The organism is Arthrobacter sp. TmtSoilC51, assembly GCF_055388015.1.
In genome coordinates this window covers 1,200,150-1,214,541 of the sequence record NZ_AP035877.1, presented here as the reverse complement: position 1 = coordinate 1,214,541, position 14,392 = coordinate 1,200,150, and the positions used below count along the sequence as shown (strand labels likewise).

Below are 14,392 nucleotides of genomic sequence, written 5' to 3'. Positions count from 1 at the left end.
GCCCAGCGTCAGCCCAAGTAGGTCGCACTTAAGCGCGTTTTGAGAGCTCAGAACGCGCTTAAGTGCGACCTAGTTGGGTGGGCGCGCCTACTTCTGGGCGGGCAGCACCAGTGCTCCTGACTTATCCGTGGACAAGGCAAGGGAGGAGATGAAGCGGGGTTCGCCGTCGGGACCGTCCTGGCCTGACCGGAGCATGTCCGGGCGTTCGAACTCAAGGCCAGTGACGTGGCAGAGAAGCTTCTCATCGCTGGGGTTTCCATCGGCGTCGAACATGGGCAGGTCAATCCCGTCGTCGGTGCGGCGGAGGTAGTAGCGGCCACGCGTCGCCAAAGCCAGAACCGGGGGAAGCACCAAAGCAAGGACGACGGCGAAAATTGGCGAATACGGCTGAACTCCGGCACCGAAAGCCCCAAAAAAGACCGCGATGGACATCCCTGCGGACACCAGCATGGAAACGAAACCGACCGGGTTGACGGCGTAGAGCATGCCCCGGCGGAACTCAGGAACCTTGGGCGAGATCTTCAACAGGTACTTGTTGATCGCAATATCGGAGGCAACGGTGACCACCCAGGCCATGGCGCAGTTGGCGTAGAAGCCAAGGATGGTGTTGAGGAACTCGAACATGTTCGACTCCATGAGGACCAATGCGATCACCAGGTTGACCACCACGAACACCATGCGGCCCGGGTAGGTCTTGGTGATGCGGGTAAACGAATTGGTCCAGGCAAGCGAGCCGGAATAGGCGTTGGTGACGTTGATCTTGATCTGCGAAATAACCACCAACACAACAGCCAGGGACATCGCGAGCCAGGCCGGCATCATCTCCTGGTACACGCCCAGGAACTGGTGGACGGGTTCGTTGGCGTGCACGGACGCGGCGGGATCGAGCCTGGCGATCAAGTAAATGGCAATGAACATGCCCACAACCTGCTTGATGGCACCAAAAATAACCCAGCCTGGTCCTGCAAGAATTACAGCACGCCACCAAGCACCCTTGTTCTCCGCGGTCTTGGGTGGCATGAAGCGCAGGTAATCGATCTGCTCTGCGATCTGGGCCATCAGCGAGAGGCAGACTCCGGCAGCCAGCATCACGGAGGCGAGATTGGTGCCGCCCTCGCCCGAAGCACCGGTGTAAGCAAAGAAGGCGTCGATGCTTTCCGGGTGTGACAGCAGCAGATAACCAACCGGAACCACCATGAGCAGCAACCACAACGGCGTGGTCCACACTTGCAAAGTAGCCAGCGTCTTCATCCCATAAATCACCAGCGGAATGATGATGATGGTGGACACGGCATACCCAATCCACTGCGGGACGCCGAGCCCCAATTGAAGGCCCTGGGCCATGATGGAACCTTCAAGGGCAAAGAAGATGAAAGTGAAGGTCGCGAAAATGATGTTCGTGACCACTGACCCGTAGTAGCCAAAGCCGGACCCGCGGGTGATGAGGTCGAGGTCGATGTTGTACCGGGCAGCGTAGTAAGCGAGCGGAAAGCCCGTGGCGAAGATGATCACTGCGGCCACGATGATGCCGAAGATGGCATTCACCGTGCCGTAGGCGATGCCGATGTTCGCGCCGATGGAGAAGTCAGCCAGGTAGGCGATCCCGCCAAGGGCACTGGTCGCCACCACACCGGCGCTCCATTTCCGGTAGGAGCGGGGCGCGAACCGAAGTGTGTAATCTTCCAGACTCTCCTTCGCTGCGCTCATCGCATCGGCGTTCCCCGCCGTCGTAGTTCTTTGGGTGTCTGTCAGAACGTCGCTCATCCGTGCTCACTCTCGCAATTCGTGGTCGGTGCTTCGCCAACGACGCTAGTCACGCAGCGGGTCAAATCAGTCACAACGATGTTTCACAGCTGTAACTTCTGCACCAGCCGTCTCCGTCGCAACCCATAAGGGCGTTCCAAAATCCGTGACGCCACTTTGTGCGGACCCCACAAAATCGCGATGCGCACCCCCGGATACCGTCAAGTCCATGACGACCCAAGCAACCCAAGAAGCCACTGGCTACGCCATCCTGGACACCGCACGCGAGCAGGTCCTTGAGCGAGGTGAAGGCCTCAATGAAGCCCAGCTTGTGGAGATCCTCCAACTTCCGGACGAGGCCATCCCCGCTGCCCTCCAGCTCGCCCACGAGGTCCGCCTCAAGCACTGCGGCGAGGACGTCGAAGTGGAGGGCATCATCTCCATCAAGACCGGTGGCTGCCCCGAAGATTGCCATTTCTGCAGCCAATCAGGCCTGTTCGATTCCCCGGTCCGCGGCGTGTGGCTGGACATCCCGGAACTCGTGAAGGCCGCCAAGGAAACGGCCGCCACCGGTGCCACCGAGTTCTGCATCGTCGCAGCTGTCCGTGCCCCCGACATCAAGCTCATGAACCAGATCAAGTTCGCGATCGACCGTATCAACGAGGAAGTTGAGATCAATATCGCGTGTTCCCTGGGCATGCTCACGCAGCGCCAGGTTGACCAGCTGGCCGAATGGGGCGTCCACCGCTACAACCACAACCTCGAAACCGCCCGCAGCTACTTCCCCGAAGTAGTGACCACGCATAGCTACGAGGAACGGCTGGACACGTGCAACATGGTCAAGGCCGCCGGCATGGAATTGTGCTGCGGCGCCCTGATCGGCATGGGCGAAACCGTGGAGCAGCGTGCTGAACTCGCCGCGCAGCTCGCGGCGCTGGAACCGCACGAGGTCCCGCTGAACTTCCTCAACCCCCGCCCCGGCACGCCGCTGGAAAACCAGGGAATCATGGACGGCAAAGACGCCCTCCGTGCCATCGCCGCGTTCCGCTTGGCCATGCCGCGCACGGTGCTCCGTTACGCTGGCGGCCGCGAACTGACCCTCGGCGATCTCGGCACCCGCGAAGGCCTGCTCGGCGGCATCAACGCCGTGATCGTCGGCAACTACCTCACCACCCTGGGCCGACCCGCCACCGCCGACCTCAACCTCCTGGTGGAGCTCAACATGCCCATCAAGGAACTCCAGAAGTCGCTATGACCGCTGTAGGCGCCACGACGGCGGAATACTGCGGGCACTGCGGGGGCGCGCTTGCCGGCACCCAAGGCGAGCGCCCGACGTCGGACGCTCACCAGGGCTGCCAGCAACGGTTGGCGATGGAGCCGCCCCGCTATTGCGCGCAGTGCCGGCGCCGCATGAAAGTACAGGTGACGCCGTTGGGATGGTCGGCCGAGTGCTCGCGCCACGGACTGGTGTCCCGATGAGTTCCCTGATCGAACGGGACCGGGCGAGCCTGTGGCATCCTTACGCTCCGGCTTCCGGGACACTCCCGCTTTGGGAAGTTGAGGCGGCCGACGGCGTGGCGCTGCGCTTGCGGGACGAGGACGGCCGCATTCATGAGGTGCTGGATGCGATGTCGTCGTGGTGGTCGGTGATCCATGGATACCGCCATCCTGTGCTGGATGCTTCGGTTCAGCGCCAGCTGGGCTCCTTCAGCCATGTGATGTTCGGCGGATTGACGCATCAGCCCGCTGTGGATCTTGCTGAGAACCTGCTGGCTATGGCACCAGGGGAGTCCGGCCGCCAGCTGGAGCGCGTGTTCCTGGCAGATTCGGGTTCCATCTCGGTGGAGGTGGCCCTGAAGCTGGCTGTGCAGTTCCAGACGGCGTCGGGGCGCCCGCAGCGGCAACGTTTCCTGACGGTCCGCGGCGGGTATCACGGCGACACCTTCGCGGCGATGGGCGTTTGTGATCCCGTTGACGGAATGCACTCAGCCTTCCCTGGCCTGTTGGCGGGCAATGTGTTCGCGCCGCGTCCTCCAGCCGCGGCGACGGCCACGCCAACAAGCATCAGTGAGTGGCGGACGTCAGTGGAGGCGCTGGCCCGCGAGCATTCCAATGAGCTGGCGGCGATCATCGTGGAGCCTGTCCTGCAGGGTGCCGGAGGCATGTTCATCTACCCCGCCGAGTGTGTGCGGATCCTCCGTGAGGTGGCTGATGAGTATGGGCTGCTGCTCATTCTGGACGAGATCGCCACGGGCTTTGGCCGAACGGGCGCGTTGTTCGCGGCGACTCATTCCAGCACAGTCCCGGACATCCTGTGTGTGGGCAAGGCCCTCACCGGTGGGTACATGACGCTGGCGGCAACTTTGTGCACGGGTGAGGTTGCCCGGGTGGTCTCCGGCGGTGCTGCCGGTGCGCTGCTCCATGGGCCAACCTTCATGGGAAATCCGCTCGCCTGCGCCGTTGCCAATGCGAGCCTGGGGCTGCTGCGGGACGGAGATTGGCGTGCGGACGTTGAGCGCCTGGGCGCAGGACTCGGGGAGGGACTGGCCCCGGCGTTGGTGCTCGACGGCGTGAGGGACGTCCGCACTATCGGCGCCGTGGGCGTCATTGAGTTGGCGGACGCGGTGGACGTCGCCGCAGTGACCCGGGCTGCCGTGGAGCACGGCGTGTGGGTCCGCCCGTTCCGCAACCTTGTCTATACGATGCCGCCGTACATCAGCTCAGCCTCCCAGATCAGGACCATCACCGCGGGCATGGTGGCTGCAGTTTCCGCCGCCGCAGACAGGCTGGAGGCCAGAGCATGAGCGTCTCCATGACCGCCTGGCTGGAACAACAGGCCGGGGTCCGCGAGCGCCGGGGGCTGGTTAGGAAGCCGTCAGTGCGTGGTCCGCAGGGCGCCCACGGCAGTGACAGCGGCGGACAGCGCCGGATGATCGACCTCGCCAGCAACGACTACCTTGGCCTGTCCACGGACCCGCGCCTGGCGGAAGCTGCCACTGACGCGATCAGGCGGTGGGGCACTGGAGCTGCATCGTCCCGGCTGGTGACAGGCACCACGGAACTGCATCTCGAGTTGGAGGACCAGCTGGCTGCGCTGACCGGAGCAGAGGCTGCGTTGGTGTTCTCCTCCGGCTACCTGGCTAATGTGGGTGTCACCACGGCCCTGGGTGGTCCCGGAACACTGATTGTGGCGGACGAGTACTGCCATGCCTCGTTGATCGATGGTTTTAGGCTGAGCCGCTCTGAAGTGCGGGAATTCAAGCACAATGATGCAGCGGACACGGCACGGCTCCTGTATGGGCGGACACAACCACGGGCCTTGGTGGTGGTGGAGTCGATCTACAGCGTGGGCGGGGACGCTGCTCCCTTGGCGGAGTTGTTCAGCCTGGCCGAAGAAAACGATGCCGTGCTGCTGATCGACGAGGCCCACAGCCTGGGTGTTGCCGGCCTTGGCGCCTTTCAAGGGCGCGGCGCTGTGGCGGGCACCAGCCTGGCGGAGCATCCAGCGGTTGTCCGCACGGCCACCTTGTCCAAAGCATTGGGCAGTCAGGGCGGTGCGGTGCTCGGTTCCAAGCTGCTGCGCGAGCACCTCGTGAACCGTTCGCGAAGCTTCATTTTCGACACCGCGTTGGCCCCGCCCGCCGCGGCTGCTGCGATGGCCGCCGTCGGAATCATCCGGCAGGAACCTTGGCGCGCCGCGGCTGTCCACCACAACGCAGCCGCCCTCGCCGCCCAACTGCCACCCGCGCTGGAACGCCCAGCCGCCGTCGAGCGCTCTGCCGGAGCAGTGCAATCCATCCCCATGGCCTCGGCGGAAGCGGCCTTGGCTGCGAGCCAAGCCGCCTTGGCTGCCGGCGTCCAGGTGGGGTGTTTCCGTCCACCTTCAGTGCCCGACGGCATCTCCCGCCTGCGCCTGACGGCCCGGGCAAACCTCACCCCCAATGACCTCGACCACGCCTGCGCAGTGCTGCGCGACATCCTGGAGCGAACCTCATGAAACTTCCACGCATCATCCTGGTGACCGGTACTGATACCGGCGTCGGGAAGACCATCACGACGGCGGCACTCGCCGCGGCGCTAACGCAACGCGGCTGCTTGGTGGCCGTCTACAAGCCCTGCCAAAGCGGCAACGTCGACGGCGATTCGGACTGCGCGGAAGTGGTGCGGCTTGCCGGCCCACTCACGGCAGAGGCCGGCGTCGTCTTGGAACAGCCGCTTGCTCCGGTGCCGGCAGCTGCCTGTGACGAGGTGGTGCTGCCGCAGCTCGCCTCGCATGCCGAGCGAATCCGCGCACTGGCCAACACCCATGACCATGTCCTCGTGGAAGGTGCAGGCGGGGTGCTGGTTGAGTTGGACCACGACGGCGGGACGCTGGCTGACCTGGGCACACTCCTGGGCGATTCGGCTGGGTTCACCGTGGTGGCGCGGCCATCGCTGGGCACCTTGAACCACACGGCGCTGACGCTGGAGGCCCTGGACCGACGGGGCTTGCCGGTAGTGGGAGTGGTGCTTGGGAGTTGGCCCGCCGTCCCCGGGGCTGTGGAGCGCAGCAACCGCGCCACCATCTCGGACTGGCCGGTGCCGCTGCTGGGTGCCATCCGGCACGAAGCCGCAGGGTTGGCCCCCGAGGTGTTTCGCGAACAGGCGGCCTCGTGGCTTGTGGGGGTGCCGGCATGAGCACCGTGACCACATGCCCGTACAAGGTGTTACGCGATCCGGACACCGTCCGCGAGGTCCTTCACCGCCCTGGCGACTTCAGCCCAGCCAACGCGCTGCTGGCCGTGACACCGCTGAGCGGCCAGGCCCTCCGCATCCTGCAGAAGGCACGGTTCGCCCTTCCACCGGTCCTGGCCAGCAACCACTCCCCATCACACGCCGCTATCCGCAAAGTGGTGGCGGGCTTCTTCACTCCCGCCAAAGTTGCTGCCATGGAACCGCGCATCCGGCAGCTCGCCCGGGAGTCAGCCGCAGCCGCAGCCCGGCTCCTGGACTCTGCAGGAAACGTTGATTTGGTGCAGGCAGTGGCCGCCTATCCCCCGGCAGTCGTCATGCTCGAAATGCTGGGCCTACCCGTCCGGGACCTTCCCCAGTTGAAGGCATGGAGCCTGGACTCGCTTGAGCTTTTCTGGGGCTGGCCGGATCCTGAACGTCAGCTGGAACTGGCCCACACGGCGGCGGACTTCTACACCTGGCTGCGCGAGCTGGTCCTGGAAGCCGTGGCCGCGCCTGCACTCGAGGGTACATCCAACCTCTTCAGGGCACTCGCAGACCACGGCCTCAGCACGCCGGAGATCTGTTCACTGGGCTACTTCCTGCTCATCGCAGGCCAGGAGACCACCACGCAGCTCATCAGCACCACGCTCTTCCGGCTGGCCGAAGGCTCCCGGGGAATCACCTGGGACGAGGCATCCTCCAGTGCCAAGTCCCGGGACATTGTCCGGCATGTGCTGGCCACTGAGTCTTCCGTGCCCACGTGGCGCAGGGTGGCCGCCCGCGATACGGAGCTCAACGGCGAGCCAGTGCTTGCCGGGGAAGAAATCCTGGTGGAGTTGACGGGGAACCACGGCTTTCCGTGGGCAGCCGGGGAAAGCGCCGAACACCAAGGACCCACGCCCTACGGCCTGGCGTTTGGCTCAGGAATCCACCGCTGCCTTGGTGCGAAACTCGCCGAACTGGAGGCCGCCGTCGTGGTTCAGGAAACTACTGCGGCACTCAAGGGCGCCCGACTCCGCGACCCAAACCCCGAATGGCTCCGTTTGCTATCGTTCCAGGCTCCCCGGACAGTGACAGTGATGCCTGGGTAGGCTGGACTTTATGGGCGAGAGCCGGGACTTGCTGACGCCGGAGCAGCGCAGCCGAAACATGTCCAGGATCCGGGGCAAGAACACCAAGCCCGAGTTACTGGTGCGCAAACTCCTGCATGCCAAGGGGTACCGTTATCGGCTGCACGGGCAGGCTGGCGGGACCAAGCTGCCGGGTCGCCCTGATTTGGTGTTCTCCAGCCGCCATAAGGTCATTTTCGTCAACGGCTGCTTCTGGCACTTCCATGACTGCAAGGTAGGACTGCACTCTCCCACTGCCAATGCGGAGTTCTGGGAGGCCAAACGCACCCGGACCCGTGAACGCGATCTGGCCCAGAGGGAACAACTGCGCGCCGATGGTTGGGACGTGCTGACCGTGTGGGAGTGCGAGCTGCGGAACAGCTCAGTCCTCGAAGAACGGCTGACAGTGTTTTTGGAGGGCGGAACGCCCTATGGCGCCTTGAATCCCGAAGATTCCGCCGACTGATCAGTGGCGGTACGGGAGCCCTGCTCCCACAACGCATATGCTGACGATCCGCCAATACCAAGCAGCACCGTCAGGCAAAACACGATGATGACCATGAGACCCACCGAGGGCCGAACACCACCGTTCATGCTGATTCCCGTTTCTGTGCCCACGCCCTGATCCCCCGCTCTCGGCGATTACTCCATTTCCTTTACTTACTTTCGGGGCCTCTGATCAAGACTCCCTCTGAGTCCGCTCAAGATTGGATCAAGCTTTCGATTCCGGGCGTTCCAATTGTTCCCCGAGACCTACTGTTGAATCGTGAATCTATTGCTCGGAGGCGGGAGGGGTTTGGTGTCTGAGTATGACGAGTGCACAGACTCACTGGTTGATCCCACGGTCCTCACCGAACTCCAGGCAGAACTTGGCGGAGACCAGTCCATCGTCAACAGGTTCGTCCGCAGCTACATAGACCTCCTGCCGTGGCGGGTTGGCCGCCTGCATCACGCGCTGAACAACCTGGACATGGAAGATGCCATGGACGCGGTGCTAAGCCTGAAGACATCCAGCGAGATGGTGGGCGCCATCTGCATGCGCCGCTTGGCCACTGAATTGGAGATCAGCATCAGGCTCCTCCCCAACGCCAGCCACCTTCAGGAACTTAGGCCCCAAGTGAACTTGATCGAGGCATTCGTCTTCGGAACGATCTGCGAACTCCAAACACCACTTTCGTGAAGATCTTCACGAAAATAAAGAAAACCGTTGACTCGCTAAAAATCTTCACTATAGTTGTGTGAGTTAGCTCACCAACGAAGGATGCGGCAATGACTACCGAGACTCCTGCACCGCCAGCCACCAGCGAACTGCTGGCAACTGTGGGGAACAAGGTGCGCACCATGCGCAAGGCAAAGGGCATGACCCTCGCCCAACTCTCGGACATCACCGGCCTCAGCCAGGCGATCGTCAGCCAAATCGAACGCGGAATGGCCAACCCTTCCTTTACCACCCTCGCCCAACTGGCCCACGGCCTGGATATCCCCGTAGGGAGATTCTTCATTGGCCAGGACCAATCCACCTCACCCGTGGTCCGCAGATCCGAACGACGCAACCTGAAGAACGTCACCCGTGAATCCGTGGGCGAAGCCGTACACGAACTGCTGACTCCCAACCGCGACGGAAGCATCGAAGCGCAGTGGATCAGCACGCCCCCAGGGCACGACACCAGCGCAACCCCTTTTACCCACAGCGGTGAAGAGTTCTGCTACATCATTTCCGGCCGTAAGGACGTCTATCTCGACGGCGTCTGCTACAGCCTGGAAGAGGGCGACTCGATCACCTACTCCTCAGAAATCCCCCACTGGTACAAGAACAGCTACGAAGAGGTATGCGTAGCCATCTGGGTCAACGCACCACACGCGTGGTAACACTGCTGCCCCTCAACGGCGCCAGCGTTTTCCCTTAACTGTCCGGACACGAACCGTGGCCGCAGACAATCCTTGCCACTTTCGCACAACACGCCTCCTCCAACAGGCGTTCCTGCGTCATACCCTCCCACGCCCTCCGTGGCGTCAGCGTAAGGACACTTCCATGCTCAACACCCAAACGACGGACAACGCCGTCCCGTCACCAAGCACCAGCCACTCCTCCCCCACAAAGAACCCAAAGTTCACTCCCCAGGTCCGCAAAGGACTGTTGGGCCTTGGCCTCGGCAACGCCCTTGAATGGTACGACTGGATGGTCTTCGGCCTCCTGTCAGCCTTCATCGGACCGAACTTCTTCCCCAACACAGAGCCACTCTCCGCCACCCTGAACGCGCTGGCCGTGTTCGCCGTCGGGTTCGCCTTCCGCCCCTTGGGCGGCATACTGCTGGGGACGCTCGCAGACCGGATCGGCCGGCGTCGGGTCATGCTCTTGTCCATCATGCTCATGGCCGGCACCACGCTGATCATTGCCATCACGCCCAACTACGCCACCATCGGCGCCTGGGCCGGCGTCATCCTGCTGGTGTGCCGCGTCCTGCAAGGTATCTCCACAGGAATCGAAGCCCCGCTCTCCACCTCCCACGCTGTGGAGCTTGCCCCGGAAGGCCGCGAAGGCTACGTCGCCGGCATCATGTCCTTCTACGTGAACATCGGCATCCTGCTGGCCTCGCTGGTGAGCTTCCTTTGCAGCCTTGTCCTCGGCGGCGCAGCCATGGCCGATTGGGGCTGGCGCGTACCGTTCATCATCGGCGCAGCCTTCGGTTTCGTGGTGCTCTACCTGCGCCGTTCCCTGCCGGAAACCCTCAAGGCCGAGGAAATGGCCACGAACACGCCGCGTGCCGTGTGGTCCGGAGTCCGTAGGCACTGGCTCTCCGTCCTTGCCATCATCTTCGTGGTGGGTGCAGCACAGGCCTACAACTACGCCTGGAACGTTGGCCTTCCCAGCGCAGCCCGCAGCGGTTTCAAGGAAGACCCCACCGCGGTGTTTGCCCTCACCACCATCCTGGGCGCCATCCTGGTGGTTGGCAGCTGGATCATCGGCAAGTTGGCCGACGGCAAGGCGATGTCCAAGTGGTTCCTGGTGACCCGCATCCTCGCCATCCCGTCCGTGTTCCTCATGCTGATGTACGTTCAGCCCGGAATTGGCGGATTCGCCGCAGTCCTCCTGGGCGGCTCAATCGTCCTGGTCCTGAACATGACCCTTTACAACGTGGTCAGCTCATCCCTGATGCCCAAGAACATCCGCGGCACCGGCGTCGCCTTGGGCTATGGCATCGGCGTGGCACTCTTCGGTGGCACCGCCTCCTACCTTCTGGTCTGGTTCCAGTCCCTGAACCTGACCTGGATCTTCCCGGTCTACGTGGCCGTCCTCTCCATCCTCAGCATCGTTTTCTACCTCGCCGCACGCCGCTCCAACGGCATCTTCGTCGGAAAGTAAGGAACCTCCCATGAACACCCTTGAACTCAGCACTACGACGCCGGACCTCACCGCCCCGGTCATCTCACGATCCGACGTCCTGGTAGTCGGCGGTGGTCCCGCAGGCGTCGCCGCAGCGGTTACCGCCGCCCGCTCAGGAGCCAAAGTCACGCTCCTGGAACGCTACTCGTCCTTGGGCGGACTCGCTTCCGGCGGTATGGTCCTGGTTCTCGATGACATGATCAATGGCCAGGAAATCACCGTCACCGGCATCGTCTCCGAGTACGTGGAGCGCTTGCAAAAGCTTGGCCTGGCAATCGTCCCGCCCGCCGATGACCGCAAGACTTCCGAGGAACTCTGGAACAAGTGGGGCCGCTACGGCACCTTCGATTTCCACTCGCACACCCACCCCAAGCCCATCTGCTATGCCGCGGCTTTCGATCCCGACGGTTGGAAGCGCGTCTCCAACGACCTCGTCCGAGAGGCCGGCGTGGACCTCCGCCTGCACTCCTGGTTCTCCCGTCCCATTGTGGACAACGGCGTGATCAAGGGCGTCATCTGCGAAACGAAACTCGGCCCGCAGGCGTTCATGGCCGACGTCGTGATCGACACCACCGGCGACATCGACGTCGCCTCCCGCGCCGGCGCCAGCTACGCCAAGGACAACTACCTCACCACGCTCGTTTTCCGATTGGGCAATGTGAACACCAAGGCAGCCGAAGCCTTCGAACAAGCCAACCCCAAGGAAGCGCGCGCCATCAACCGCAAGATCAAGCGCCTCCTCGGCGGCGCCTGGGAACTCTGGTGGCTCAAGACCCCCATCGACGGCGTGGTCTGGTGCAACGCCCCGCACATGAGCGGATTCGACGGCGTTGACCCGGCGGACATGACTGCTGCTGAGTTCGCCGCCCGTGACCGCATCTCCGAGGCCGTAGAATACGTCCGCGCCAACCTGCCTGGCTTCGAAAACTGCTACATGCTGGACGTAGCCTCCCAGATGGGAGTCCGCCAGACCCGGCTCCTGCAAGGCGAGTACGTCATGACCAAGGACGACGTCACCCAGCGGCGCCACTTCGCGGACACCGTTGCCCGCGGCCGTGACTACTACTACCCGTACCGCTCGCTGCTCCCCAAGGAAGTGGACCAGCTCCTTGTCGCCGGCCGCCACTACTCCGCCACCCCCGAGGCACAGAAAATGTCGCGCGAAATCCCGCCCTGCATGGCAATGGGACAGGCCGTCGGCGTTGCGGCCGCCCTCGCCGTGGAGAACAACGTGTTGGTCCGCGACGTCTCCGCGCTGGATATCCAGCAGGGCATGCGCCGGCATGGTGCTGACCCAGGCGACGTCCCGTCGTCGAACGCTACCGTGGACTCCAACGAGGCGGTGCCGGCATGAGCACCGTTCTCCTCGACCAGACTGAAAGCACGACGACGGCCCCTGCCGCCGCTGCCGCCGGCGCCTCAGCTGCTGCGGCAGTTACCCCGCTGCCGCTTGACGGCATCAAAATCGTGGACTTCACCCAGGTGTTCATGGGTCCGTCCTGCACCCAGCTGCTGGGCGATTATGGGGCAGACATCATCAAGGTGGAACGTCCTGGCGCAGGCGATATTTCGCGCAATTCCTTCCCGGATCAAGATGGCCAGGACAACCCGATCTTCCTGTCCATCAACCGGAACAAGCGCAGCGTCTCCGTGGACACCCGCACCGACGAAGGGCGTGAGGTGCTGCACCGGCTCATCGCTGATGCGGACGTAGTGGTCAGCAACTTCCGCTCCGGAGTCATGGAACGGATGGGCTTCGGCTACGAGGAACTGAAAGCTGCGAACCCGGGAATCATCTGGGCCTCGGGCACGGGTTTCGGCCCCGAGGGGCCCTACGCCCATAAAGGTGGCCAGGACGCGATCGCGCAAGCGTATTCGGGAGTGATGTGGCGCCGCGAATCCGATGATGCCAAGCCCTCCATCTACCCCACCACCCTGTGCGACTACATCACCGGCATGCACCTCATGCAGGGCATCCTTCTGGCACTGCGCACGCGCGAAGCGTCAGGAGTGGGCCAGAAGGTGGAAGTGACTATGTACGACTCCATGCTGCACCTGCAGATGCAGGAAGCGTGCATGCAGCTCAACCGCGGCTACGAGGTCAACTGGGGCGCCATGCCGCTGAGCGGTGTCTTCGAAACCACCGACGGCGCCGTATGCATGGTGGGTGGTTTCACGCCCGATCCCCTGGCCAGGATTTCTGAAGCCCTTGGCTTGGACGAGGACCTCACCCGGCGGCCCGAATTCTCCAACCTTGAGCAGCAATTCAAGAACAAGCCCGCACTGCAGGCCATCTTCCGCGAGCGCATCGCCACCAATACCACTGAGTATTGGACACAGCAGCTTGAGGAGCAGGGGCTGCTGAATGCCCCCGTGCACACCCTCGAACAGGCCTTGGCGGACGCGCAAACAGAGGCCAACGGGATGATCGTGGAAGCAGAGCACCCCGGCGTCGGCACTGTCCGTATGCTGAACGCTCCCATCCGGCTCTCCGCCACTCCGCCCACCATCCGCCGCGCCGCACCGCGCCTCGGGGAGCACAATGTGGAGGTCCTGCTGGAGAACGGCTTCGACCACGAGACGATCGAGCGCCTGCAGCAGCTGGGGGTCTTGCGGTGACGGCCACAGCTGTCCAAGCCTCGGTAGAGGCGCCGGTGGATGTTGTGACGCTGACCATCGAGAACCACGTGGCAACTGTGGTCATCGATCGTCAACACGTCCTCAACGCCGTGGATGGCACCACCCATGCACGGCTAAACGAGATCTGGGCCCAGCTTGAGCAGGATCCGTCCGTACGTGCGGTTGTCATCACCGGTGCCGGGTCCCGTGCCTTCTGCGTTGGTGCTGACATGTCGGCCTCCGCCGTGGACAAGACCGGTTTGGAATATTGGGCCGGCCTGGACCCCAACGGCTTCGGCGGCCTGAGCCTGCGCACCAGTTTGGACATCCCTGTCATCGCCCAGGTCAACGGCTACGCCCTGGGCGGCGGCATGGAAATGGTGCTGGGTGCCGACATTGTGGTGGCAGCCGACACCGCGAAGTTCGGCTTGACGGAACCTCGCGTTGGGCGATTGGCGCTCGACGGCGGCATCCACCAGTTGGTGCGGCGGATCCCCTATACGCAGGCCATGGGGATGCTCCTGACAGGCCGCAAGGCAGACGCTGCCGAGATGCAGTCCATGGGGCTGGTCAACGAAGTTGTTCCTGCCGAAGAGCTCGACGCCGCTGTGCAGCGCTGGGTGGACCAGATCCTTGCCTGCGCCCCCACCTCAGTCCGCGCGGTGAAGCAGATGGTGACGCAGACCTCCCACCTGACGGCCAGGGAAGCCCGCGGCCTGCGGCTTCCGGCTCTTATGGGGGCGCTGGACAGTGAAGACTCCGCAGAGGGAGTGCGTGCTTTCCAGGAAAAGCGCCCCCCAGTCTGGCCGGGACGTTGATGCAG

Annotated in this window: 14 protein-coding genes; 13 read left to right on the top strand and 1 reads right to left on the bottom strand. The window is 63.4% G+C overall.

Annotation, left to right across the window (positions count from 1 at the left end; genetic code table 11):
* Positions 1 to 87: 87 nt before the first annotated feature.
* Entirely contained in the window at positions 88 to 1,764 is a 1,677-nt protein-coding gene (locus tag ACZ5G6_RS05690; RefSeq protein WP_223936120.1) for a purine-cytosine permease family protein, read from the bottom strand.
* A 208-nt stretch (positions 1,765 to 1,972) separates the two neighbouring features.
* On the opposite strand from ACZ5G6_RS05690, the gene bioB reads away from it, so the two are divergent.
* From bioB to ACZ5G6_RS05625, 13 genes are all read left to right on the top strand, one after another.
* Positions 1,973 to 2,998, top strand: coding sequence for a biotin synthase BioB (gene bioB / locus ACZ5G6_RS05685; RefSeq protein WP_498690021.1), 1,026 nt, complete (start codon positions 1,973 to 1,975; stop codon positions 2,996 to 2,998).
* Positions 2,995 to 3,222, top strand: coding sequence for a biotin synthase auxiliary protein BsaP (bsaP, locus tag ACZ5G6_RS05680; protein WP_498690020.1), 228 nt, complete (start codon positions 2,995 to 2,997; stop codon positions 3,220 to 3,222). Before bioB ends, bsaP begins: the two co-directional genes overlap by 4 nt.
* Positions 3,219 to 4,547: an adenosylmethionine--8-amino-7-oxononanoate transaminase gene (gene bioA, locus ACZ5G6_RS05675; RefSeq protein ID WP_498690018.1), complete on the top strand. Its 1,329-nt coding sequence runs from the start codon at positions 3,219 to 3,221 to the stop codon at positions 4,545 to 4,547. The genes bsaP and bioA overlap by 4 nt, the downstream gene beginning before the upstream one ends.
* Before the next feature lie 8 nt (positions 4,548 to 4,555).
* Positions 4,556 to 5,740 (top strand): 8-amino-7-oxononanoate synthase, encoded by a 1,185-nt coding sequence (locus tag ACZ5G6_RS05670; RefSeq protein WP_498691770.1) that lies wholly within the window; start codon positions 4,556 to 4,558, stop codon positions 5,738 to 5,740.
* The gene (gene bioD / locus ACZ5G6_RS05665; protein ID WP_498690015.1) at positions 5,737 to 6,420 is read left to right on the top strand and encodes a dethiobiotin synthase; all 684 of its coding nucleotides are present in this window, start codon (positions 5,737 to 5,739) and stop codon (positions 6,418 to 6,420) included. Before ACZ5G6_RS05670 ends, bioD begins: the two co-directional genes overlap by 4 nt.
* Positions 6,417 to 7,547, top strand: a complete 1,131-nt coding sequence (locus ACZ5G6_RS05660) for a cytochrome P450 family protein (protein ID WP_498690013.1) — start codon at positions 6,417 to 6,419, stop codon at positions 7,545 to 7,547. Before bioD ends, ACZ5G6_RS05660 begins: the two co-directional genes overlap by 4 nt.
* 10 nt (positions 7,548 to 7,557) lie before the next feature.
* Positions 7,558 to 8,031, top strand: coding sequence for a very short patch repair endonuclease (locus tag ACZ5G6_RS05655; protein ID WP_498690012.1), 474 nt, complete (start codon positions 7,558 to 7,560; stop codon positions 8,029 to 8,031).
* Positions 8,032 to 8,364: 333 nt separating this feature from the next.
* Positions 8,365 to 8,745, top strand: coding sequence for an Hpt domain-containing protein (locus ACZ5G6_RS05650; RefSeq protein WP_223936113.1), 381 nt, complete (start codon positions 8,365 to 8,367; stop codon positions 8,743 to 8,745).
* Between the two features lie 89 nt (positions 8,746 to 8,834).
* Entirely contained in the window at positions 8,835 to 9,434 is a 600-nt protein-coding gene (locus ACZ5G6_RS05645; RefSeq protein WP_223936112.1) for a helix-turn-helix domain-containing protein, read from the top strand.
* A gap of 163 nt (positions 9,435 to 9,597) precedes the next feature.
* Positions 9,598 to 10,929, top strand: coding sequence for an MFS transporter (locus tag ACZ5G6_RS05640; RefSeq protein ID WP_223936111.1), 1,332 nt, complete (start codon positions 9,598 to 9,600; stop codon positions 10,927 to 10,929).
* Between the two features lie 10 nt (positions 10,930 to 10,939).
* Positions 10,940 to 12,304 carry an FAD-dependent oxidoreductase gene (locus ACZ5G6_RS05635; RefSeq protein ID WP_498690005.1) on the top strand — a complete coding sequence of 455 codons (1,365 nt, stop codon included), beginning with the start codon at positions 10,940 to 10,942 and terminating at the stop codon, positions 12,302 to 12,304.
* Positions 12,301 to 13,569: a CaiB/BaiF CoA transferase family protein gene (locus ACZ5G6_RS05630; protein WP_498690003.1), complete on the top strand. Its 1,269-nt coding sequence runs from the start codon at positions 12,301 to 12,303 to the stop codon at positions 13,567 to 13,569. Before ACZ5G6_RS05635 ends, ACZ5G6_RS05630 begins: the two co-directional genes overlap by 4 nt.
* Positions 13,566 to 14,387, top strand: a complete 822-nt coding sequence (locus tag ACZ5G6_RS05625; RefSeq protein ID WP_498690001.1) for an enoyl-CoA hydratase-related protein — start codon at positions 13,566 to 13,568, stop codon at positions 14,385 to 14,387. Before ACZ5G6_RS05630 ends, ACZ5G6_RS05625 begins: the two co-directional genes overlap by 4 nt.
* Positions 14,388 to 14,392: the final 5 nt, after the last annotated feature.

What these genes read in the sequence shown, in the direction of transcription:
- ACZ5G6_RS05635 (WP_498690005.1), top strand. Translation starts at nt 10,940, where the DNA reads ATGAACACCCTTGAACTCAGCACTACGACGCCGGACCTCACCGCCCCG.
- bioD (WP_498690015.1), top strand. Translation starts at nt 5,737, where the DNA reads ATGAAACTTCCACGCATCATCCTGGTGACCGGTACTGATACCGGCGTC.
- ACZ5G6_RS05640 (WP_223936111.1), top strand. Translation starts at nt 9,598, where the DNA reads ATGCTCAACACCCAAACGACGGACAACGCCGTCCCGTCACCAAGCACC.
- bsaP (WP_498690020.1), top strand. Translation starts at nt 2,995, where the DNA reads ATGACCGCTGTAGGCGCCACGACGGCGGAATACTGCGGGCACTGCGGG.
- ACZ5G6_RS05670 (WP_498691770.1), top strand. Translation starts at nt 4,556, where the DNA reads ATGACCGCCTGGCTGGAACAACAGGCCGGGGTCCGCGAGCGCCGGGGG.
- ACZ5G6_RS05690 (WP_223936120.1), bottom strand. Translation starts at nt 1,764, where the DNA reads ATGAGCGACGTTCTGACAGACACCCAAAGAACTACGACGGCGGGGAAC.
- bioA (WP_498690018.1), top strand. Translation starts at nt 3,219, where the DNA reads ATGAGTTCCCTGATCGAACGGGACCGGGCGAGCCTGTGGCATCCTTAC.
- ACZ5G6_RS05660 (WP_498690013.1), top strand. Translation starts at nt 6,417, where the DNA reads ATGAGCACCGTGACCACATGCCCGTACAAGGTGTTACGCGATCCGGAC.
- ACZ5G6_RS05655 (WP_498690012.1), top strand. Translation starts at nt 7,558, where the DNA reads ATGGGCGAGAGCCGGGACTTGCTGACGCCGGAGCAGCGCAGCCGAAAC.
- ACZ5G6_RS05630 (WP_498690003.1), top strand. Translation starts at nt 12,301, where the DNA reads ATGAGCACCGTTCTCCTCGACCAGACTGAAAGCACGACGACGGCCCCT.
- bioB (WP_498690021.1), top strand. Translation starts at nt 1,973, where the DNA reads ATGACGACCCAAGCAACCCAAGAAGCCACTGGCTACGCCATCCTGGAC.
- ACZ5G6_RS05645 (WP_223936112.1), top strand. Translation starts at nt 8,835, where the DNA reads ATGACTACCGAGACTCCTGCACCGCCAGCCACCAGCGAACTGCTGGCA.